Annotated in this window: 10 protein-coding genes; 4 read left to right on the top strand and 6 right to left on the bottom strand. The window is 73.3% G+C overall.

Features of this window, described 5'->3' with window-relative positions:
* Both A1QA_RS16135 and A1QA_RS14840 read left to right on the top strand, forming a co-directional pair.
* On the top strand, window positions 1-303 hold a 303-nt coding region (locus tag A1QA_RS16135), incomplete at its 5' end, for a DDE-type integrase/transposase/recombinase (RefSeq protein WP_026048647.1).
* A complete protein-coding gene (locus tag A1QA_RS14840; protein ID WP_017177500.1) occupies window positions 288-791 on the top strand; it encodes an integrase core domain-containing protein in 504 nt (167 codons plus the stop codon). The genes A1QA_RS16135 and A1QA_RS14840, both read left to right, overlap by 16 nt.
* Here the strand turns inward: A1QA_RS14840 and A1QA_RS0103275 are convergent.
* Window positions 788-1,030, bottom strand: a complete 243-nt coding sequence (locus tag A1QA_RS0103275; RefSeq protein ID WP_167320636.1) for a helix-turn-helix domain-containing protein — start codon at window positions 1,028-1,030, stop codon at window positions 788-790. The genes A1QA_RS14840 and A1QA_RS0103275 overlap by 4 nt on opposite strands.
* A gap of 282 nt (window positions 1,031-1,312) precedes the next feature.
* Here A1QA_RS0103275 and purF point away from each other — a divergent pair, with 282 nt between their 5' ends.
* Both purF and purM read left to right on the top strand, forming a co-directional pair.
* Complete coding sequence (gene purF / locus A1QA_RS0103270; protein WP_017177498.1) at window positions 1,313-3,220, top strand: amidophosphoribosyltransferase; 1,908 nt, start codon at window positions 1,313-1,315, stop codon at window positions 3,218-3,220.
* The gene (purM, locus tag A1QA_RS0103265; protein ID WP_017177497.1) at window positions 3,217-4,365 is read left to right on the top strand and encodes a phosphoribosylformylglycinamidine cyclo-ligase; all 1,149 of its coding nucleotides are present in this window, start codon (window positions 3,217-3,219) and stop codon (window positions 4,363-4,365) included. The genes purF and purM overlap by 4 nt, the downstream gene beginning before the upstream one ends.
* A gap of 209 nt (window positions 4,366-4,574) precedes the next feature.
* On the opposite strand, the gene A1QA_RS0103260 is transcribed toward purM, so the two are convergent.
* The 5 genes from A1QA_RS0103260 to A1QA_RS0103240 form a co-directional block, all read right to left on the bottom strand.
* Window positions 4,575-5,045: a DUF3806 domain-containing protein gene (locus A1QA_RS0103260; protein WP_017177496.1), complete on the bottom strand. Its 471-nt coding sequence runs from the start codon at window positions 5,043-5,045 to the stop codon at window positions 4,575-4,577.
* 309 nt (window positions 5,046-5,354) lie between these two features.
* The gene (locus tag A1QA_RS0103255) at window positions 5,355-5,588 is read right to left on the bottom strand and encodes a DUF3073 domain-containing protein (protein ID WP_026048646.1); all 234 of its coding nucleotides are present in this window, start codon (window positions 5,586-5,588) and stop codon (window positions 5,355-5,357) included.
* 188 nt (window positions 5,589-5,776) lie between these two features.
* A complete protein-coding gene (locus tag A1QA_RS0103250) occupies window positions 5,777-6,115 on the bottom strand; it encodes a DUF3618 domain-containing protein (RefSeq protein WP_017177494.1) in 339 nt (112 codons plus the stop codon).
* A gap of 11 nt (window positions 6,116-6,126) precedes the next feature.
* Window positions 6,127-6,771, bottom strand: coding sequence for a hypothetical protein (locus tag A1QA_RS0103245; protein WP_017177493.1), 645 nt, complete (start codon window positions 6,769-6,771; stop codon window positions 6,127-6,129).
* Entirely contained in the window at window positions 6,768-7,256 is a 489-nt protein-coding gene (locus A1QA_RS0103240) for a phage holin family protein (RefSeq protein ID WP_017177492.1), read from the bottom strand. Before A1QA_RS0103240 ends, A1QA_RS0103245 begins: the two co-directional genes overlap by 4 nt.
* Window positions 7,257-7,357 lie beyond the last annotated feature (101 nt).

The raw sequence follows: 7,357 nt of genomic DNA, 5'->3' as shown, positions 1-7,357 counted from the left end.
TATGTGCGCACCCTGGAGGGGTGGGTGTGCACGGCGTTCGTGATGGGCGTCTTCTCGCGGCGGATCGTGGGCTGGCACACCAGTGACAGTCTCAAGACCGATCTGGCGCTCGACGCCCTGGAGATGGCCGTCTACCAGCGCAAACGTGATGGTATGGATCTGAGTGGGCTCATCGACCACTGCGACCGGGGTGTGCAGTACCGCGCCGTGCGCTACGGGGCCGCGCTGGACGACTGCCAGGCGGTGGCCTCGGTGGAATCCAAGGGGGGGACTCCTACGACAACGCGATGGCCGAGGCCCTGAACTGCCTGTGCAAGGCCGAGCTGGTCAGGCCCCATGGGATGTTCAGGGACCTTCAGGACGTCGAGATCGCCACCGCGCGGTGGGTGCACTGGTACAACACGGCCCGGCCCCACTGGGCGATCTCCATGCAGACGCCCGTTGAGCACGAGGCCGCCTGGGCCCTCCAGGCCCCCACCACCGACACCGACGCCGGCGCCGGACTCGCCGAGTCGGCGCCACCAGACCCCGGACAGCGCCAACCCGCGCTAGCCGGAACCAGACAAACAAGCCCCCACAAAACCCGGGGCTTGACAGTCTCGGCGCACACGCTCATATCCTGCCTGCCCGCGAAGTCCAGGCGCAGGCGCCGGCTGATCCGCTCGGGAAAGTGGCGCAGGCCCAGGCGCGCGATCACCTCGGCCCGCAGCGCCCCGGCGGTCTCCAGGCACCGGGCCCTGGGCCGGGCCCTGGCCCGACCGGCCGCCTGGTCGGCCAGAGCGGGGTCCTAGGAGCCCGCCCCGCCGTGGCGGCGCGCCTGCCGGCTGATCGTCGAGGGCGCCACCCCCAGCTCGGCGGCGATGTCGCGCAGCCAGCGGCCGTGGGCCAGGCCCGAGGCGATCACCGCGCGCCCGGCCGCCCCCAGGCGCCGGGCCTGGCCATCGCCAATGATCAAGCCGCTGAACGGGTCGGGCGGCGGCGGGCCCGGCGGGGCCACGAGCCCGCCGGCGGCGCCATTGCGCATATCCATGCCCCACAGCCTGCACCAGTCCGAAACCGTGGACTGAGGCACCCCCACCCGGGCCGCGGCCGCCGTCACCGACATCCCCGACTCCACCAGCACCCGGAACTCCTCACAAACCCGCCGCGCCCACACCACCCCATGCACAACCAACCACGCCCCTTCCAACGAAACAAGATTTCGCCAGGGGCATTGCACCGACCACCAGAAACCGCCTCCTAACTTCGACCGGTCTCGATGGGAGGGGGTGGCGGGGAGGGCGGATGCGAGCGGATGTGGGAGGATGCGACTGTGCGTCACGGTGAGATCCCCACGCCCGCATCCATCCGACCCGCTGCTGCCCCAGCCGAGCCAGCCCCTCCAACCCCCGCCCTCGAGCCCGAGATCCGCGAGGAGTGCGGCGTCTTCGGCGTCTGGGCGCCCGGGGAGGAGGTCTCCCGCCTGTGCTACTTCGGGCTCTACGCCCTCCAGCACCGAGGCCAGGAATCCGCCGGCATCGCCACCACGGACGGCTCCTCCATCCGCGTCTACAAGGACCTCGGCCTCGTCTCCCAGGTCTTCGACGACTCCGTCCTGACCAACCTGTCCGGCCACATGGCCGTCGCCCACGTCCGCTACGCCACCACCGGCGCCACCACGTGGGAGAACGCCCAGCCGATGCTCGGCCCCGTCGCCGGCTCCACCCTCGCCCTGACCCACAACGGCAACCTCACCAACACGCGCGAGCTCATCGAGGCCATCCACGCCACCAGCGGCGAGGACCTCACAGGCGACCTCGGGCGCGGCTCCTCCACGGACACCGCGGTCATCGCCGCTCTCATGAACCTCGTCTCCACCTCCGGAGCCCCGGCGGGCTGGGACCACGCCGCCGACCGCGCCGAGGCCTGGCCCGGAGTCGCTCCCGGCGTCGCGCCAAGCCCAGCCCCCGATGGCGACCCCGAGAACACCGATGACGGCCTCCCCGCCGCCCAGCCCGACGGCCCCGCCCTCGACGTCGCCTCCGCGGCCCGCCGCGTCCTGCCGATGCTGCGCGGCGCCTACTCGCTGGTCTTCATGGACGAGCACACCCTCTACGCCGCGCGCGACCCCCACGGCGTGCGCCCCCTCGTCCTGGGGCGGCTCGACGACGGATGGGTCGTCGCCTCTGAGACCGCCGCCCTCGACATCGTCGGCGCGGCCTTCGTGCGGGAGATCGAGCCCGGCGAGCTCATCGAGATCGACGCCGACGGCGTGCGCTCCACCCGCTTCGCCGCCACCCGCCGCGCCGGCTGCGTCTTCGAGTACGTCTACCTCGCCCGCCCCGACACCCGCATCGCCGGCCGCTCCATCATCACCGCCCGCAACGCCATGGGCGCCATCCTCGCCCGCGAGCACGCCGTCGACGCCGACCTCGTCATCGCCACCCCCGAGTCCGGCACCCCCGCCGCCATCGGCTACGCCCAGGCCTCCGGCATCCCCTACGCGCAGGGCCTGGTCAAGAACGCCTACGTCGGCCGCACCTTCATCCAGCCCACCCAGACGCTGCGCCAGCTCGGCATCCGCCTCAAGCTCAACCCCGTGCGCGAGGTCATCGAGGGCAAGCGGCTCGTCGTCGTCGACGACTCCATCGTGCGCGGCAACACCCAGCGCGCCCTCGTGCGGATGCTCCGCGAGGCCGGCGCCGCCGAGGTCCACATCCGCATCTCCTCCCCGCCCGTGCTCTGGCCCTGCTTCTACGGCATCGACTTCGCCACCCGTGAGGAGCTCATCGCCACCTCCATGAGCGTCGACGAGATCCGCGACTCCATCGGCGCCGACTCGCTCGGCTACCTCTCCGTGGACGGCATGATCGAGGCCAGCGGGCAGCCCGGCGGCGAGCTCTGCCTCGCCTGCTTCACCGGCTCCTACCCCATCACCCCGCCCCGCGAGGGCGTCATCGCCTCCTTCACCCCGGCCCACCCCTCGCAGGAGAAGCAGCCGTCCCACGAAGCGCGCCCGACGGCGCCCAGCGCGCCGCGCTACATCAGCCCGAACCTCATCACCATGCCGGACCTCGCCACCGGATCGACGCGCGCCACCGCCCCCAAGCGCCGCACGGTGCCACTGCCCCAGACCGTCCGCATCCCCGACGACGCCCCCGCGCCCGCGGCCAGCCCCGCCACCGCCGGCTCCGCCGCCATCCCCGCGCCCGCCGCCCCCGAGGAAGGAAACCACCGATGACCACTGCTTCCGCCCCAGGCACCACCGGCATCACCTACGCCTCCGCCGGAGTCGACACCGAGGCTGGGGACCGCGCCGTCGAGCTCATGAAGGCCTCCGTGGCCGCCACCATGACCCCCGCCGTCATCGGCGGCGTCGGTGGCTTCGCCGGCATGGTCGATGTCAGCGAGCTGCGCGAGTTCCGGCGCCCCCTCCTGGCCACCTCCACCGACGGCGTCGGCACGAAGGTCGCCATCGCCCAGGCGCTCGACATCCACGACACCATCGGCCAGGACCTCGTGGGCATGGTGGTCGACGACATCGTCGTCGTCGGCGCGCGCCCCCTGCTCATGACCGACTACATCGCCTGCGGCCACGTCGTCCCCGAGCGCATCGCCGACATCGTGCGCGGCGTGGCGGGCGCCTGCGCCGCCGTCGGCACGCCGCTGCTGGGCGGCGAGACCGCCGAGCACCCCGGGCTCATGGCCCCCGACGAGTACGACGTCGCCGGCGCCGCCACCGGCGTCGTCGAGGCCGACCGCGTGCTCGGCGCCGAGCGCGTGCGCGCCGGGGACGCGCTCATCGCCATGGCCTCCTCCGGCCTGCACTCCAACGGCTACTCCCTCGTGCGCCGCGTCATCGAGCACGCCGGCTGGTCCCTGGAGCGGGAGGTCCCCGAGTTCGGGCGGACGCTGGGCGCCGAGCTCCTCGAGCCCACCCGCCTCTACACGGCCGCCTGCCTCGACATCCTCGCGCAGGTCAGCCCCGACGACGGCTCCGGCGCCATGAGCGTCCACGCCCTGTCCCACATCACCGGCGGGGGCCTGGCCGCCAACCTCGCGCGCGTCCTGCCCGCGGGCCTCGTGGGCGACGTCGACCGCTCCTCCTGGAGAGTCCCGCCCGTCTTCAGCGTCATGCGCTCGCTCGGCGACGTGCCCTGGGAGGACATCGAGTCCACCCTCAACCTGGGCGTCGGCATGGTGGCGGTCGTGGCCCCCGAGGCCGCCGACGCCACCATCGCCGCCAGCCGGGCCGCCGGCATCGAGGCCTGGGAGCTCGGCACCGTCCACGACGCCGCCGAGCGCACCCCCTCCGGCCGGGTCGTGGCGGGCACCAAGGGCGTCGACGGCGGCGCCGTCGACATCCACGGCCGGTACCGGGCCTAGGGACTGCCCCCGGGGCGTAGGGCGCGCCTCGCACGCCGCGCCTCACGCGCGACGGCGCCGGACGCACGATGGGTGCGCCCGGCGCCGTACTCAGGGACCCGGCTCTACTCGCGATCAGGGACCGCGCGCATCAAGGAGGTGGGCCGGCTGCTCAGGGTCAGGGGAATCGACGCCGACGGCGTCGAGAGTCCTATGGGACGGGGCCCCTGCTACGCGGTGGTGGCCTCGGCGCGCCGGAGCCGCTCGATGGCCCGATGGGTGCCCTCCACGTAGTCGGCCAGGTCCCCCTCGGACTGCCCCGTCCATCGCTTCGCGACGGCGTTGATGGGGAACAGGGTGATCGAGCCGGGATCCCCGACCACGGCTGCGTCCGTGCCGTACTCGTCGGTCACCAGCGCCCAGGAGAGGTCGCACTGGTTGACGAGCATCTGGCCCAGGGCGGCGCCGATCATCGAGACGGTCGGGTTCGGGTCCTCCCGCTCCTCGGGGGCGACCGACGACCAGGCGGTCCGCTCGGCCACGAGGAAGTCCTGGAGCGCGGCTGGTGACGCCATGAGCCCAGCCTGGTCGGCCTGGGACACGAGCATGTCGATCCACGCGGTCTCAGCCTCGTTGAGCGGGCTGATCTGGGGCGCGGAGGCACCGCACTCGCTGGGCTGCGCTTCGTCCTTGTGTGCCATCGACAGTGTCTCCCTTCGTCGAGATGCGCTCTTCGCCTGTCAGCGCTGGCCGCTCGAGGGACCTGTGTGGCAGGTGCCGCGCGGGCCCGCGCTGGCTCGGGGCGCCCGCAATGAGCGGGCGACGGCCCCCGAGCTGTTCAAGAGCGGGTCAACCGTAGGGTGACGAACCTGGGAGCACGGTGGGGGCCGCATGAGCGCTGACAGGGAGCGCGCCCTCGTGCCGCCGCCCGCGCTCCACGCAGGGTGTCGCGCTGGTCGGCCGAGGGCCCCACGAGTCAGACGGGGCGCTGCGGGCGCCCCGAGGAGGGCTCAGCGGCGTCGACTGCCCTGACTGGGAGCCGCCTGGCTGGGGGCATCCCACTCGTCGTCGTCCGGGATGTCGTACTTGGAGGCCAGTGCTTCGTAATCGATCTCGTCGTCAGCCTCGGTACCCGATGCGGTGGAGAGCTCTCGCTCGAGCGCCGCGTAATCGGTCTCCGGGCTGAAGTACTTGAGCTTGCGGGCGACCTTGGTCGCCTTGGCCTTCTGACGGCCGCGCCCCATAGGCTCGACCCCCTCCAACGTGTCTCTGAGCGCGCTCAGGGCGCGCGTGTGCATGGGCTAATCTGTCGTGGGGCAACCGTACATCGTCACCGAGCATGAGCACCATTCGGCGCTCAGGGGGCGGGACTGGCGCGGCTGCTGGGATTCCCGGACGCTGCTGGCGCGGGCCCGCTCGCCGGGGCAGCGGGTCAGCGCCGCATCAGGCGGCCCAGGGCCACGACGGCCGCGATGGCGCCCCCGGCCACCGCCGCGACGGTCGCGGTGGAGCGGATCGCCTCCTCGTCGCCCGTCTGGGCGCGGTGCAGCGTCTCGGAGACGCGGTCCCTCAGGGACTCGGCTCGCTCGCGCAGTCCCGCGGCGGTCTCCTGCGCCCTCTCCTTCAAGTCCTCGCCCGCAGCGCGCGCCTGGACGCGGGGGTCCACGCGCGCCGCCAGCTCATCGACGCTGCCCGCCAGCGCCTCGCGCTGGGCGCGCAGCCGGGCCTCGATCTCCTCAGGGGTCGACGCCGACCCGCTTGCCTCGCTCATACCGTCTCCTGTCACTGGGTCTGGAAGGACTGGCGCCGGTCCGTCCGGGCGAGCCTGACAAGACTGGTGATGCCGCCACCCGCCAGGGCAACGCCTGCCAGCGAGACGACCCCCAGTGCGAGGGGATCGCCGTCGGCGGCGTCGTCGAGGAAGCGCTTGACGCGCGTGGCGGCGCTCCGCGCGATCTGGGTGGGGGAGTCGTGGCGGTGGGCGTCGACGAAGGCGCGCGCCTGGGCGCTGGCCTCCTCGGCGCGGCCGCGCGCGGCAGCCAGGGCAGCCGAGGCCTTCTCGCTCGCGACGGCCTTGACGGCGGCGGGCGCGAGGCGCTCACTCAGCGCCTCGGCATCGGCGGCCAGGGCCGCGCGGCGGGCGTTGAGCGCCGCCTGGATCTCCTCGGGGCTCGACGGCGCGAGTGCCTCGGCGCGCGGCGCCTCCCCGAACCGCGCCGGGGTCTGGGGGGCGGGGGCCGGGCTGGAGCGGCGCGGGCGCTCCTGGGGCGCGGCGGGGCGCGGCGGAAGCGGCGGCACCGCTGAGGGGACGGGCGCCGTCGACGCCGAGGGCGCTGGGGGAACTGATGAGGGCGCGGTGGGGCGCGAGGCCTGCGCGGCCCCGGACTGGGCGCCTGGCATGATGCCGTAGCCTGGCTGCGAGGTCATCGCGCCTCGCCTCCCTTCTTGAGACCGGAGGCGACGGCGGATTTCACGGTCTCGGCGCTCGAGCGCAGGCCCTCCTGGGGCGCCGGGACGTCGTCGCGGCCCTTCTTGAGGTGCTTGACGCCCAGGAGCGCCAGGATCGCGACGATGATGAACAGGACGACCGCCACGATGAGGTAGCTGGCCCACAGCGGCAGCGCGAGCGCCAGCAGCCGCACGAGCCCGCCGAGGAGGATCCCGAAGGCGAACAGCGCGAGCACACCGGCCGCGGCGAGCAGGACCGCGCCGACACCGAGGTTGGTGACCATGCGCTTGCCCTTGGCCTTGGCCAGGTCGATCTCCCCCTGGATGAGCCCGGAGACATTCTCCGAGATCCGGGCGATGAGCTCGCCGATCGTTGGCTGGGGGCCGCGCGCGCTGCTCGGGCTCGCCTGGCCGTAATGGCCGGAGGCGCCGGGCGGTGGCGGCGTGATGGGAGTCTCGCTCATGGTTGACCCTCCTGGTCGGATGCGCGGTCGGGCGCGGTGCGCGAATGCTCCCCACAGGATGTCACACCGCGCGGCGCGGTGCGCGACGTGTGCACGCATGG

It is taken from the genome of Actinomyces timonensis DSM 23838 (genome assembly GCF_000295095.1).
Classification (GTDB): Bacteria; Actinomycetota; Actinomycetes; order Actinomycetales; family Actinomycetaceae; genus Actinomyces; species Actinomyces timonensis.
This window is presented reverse-complemented; position numbering and strand designations above follow the sequence as displayed.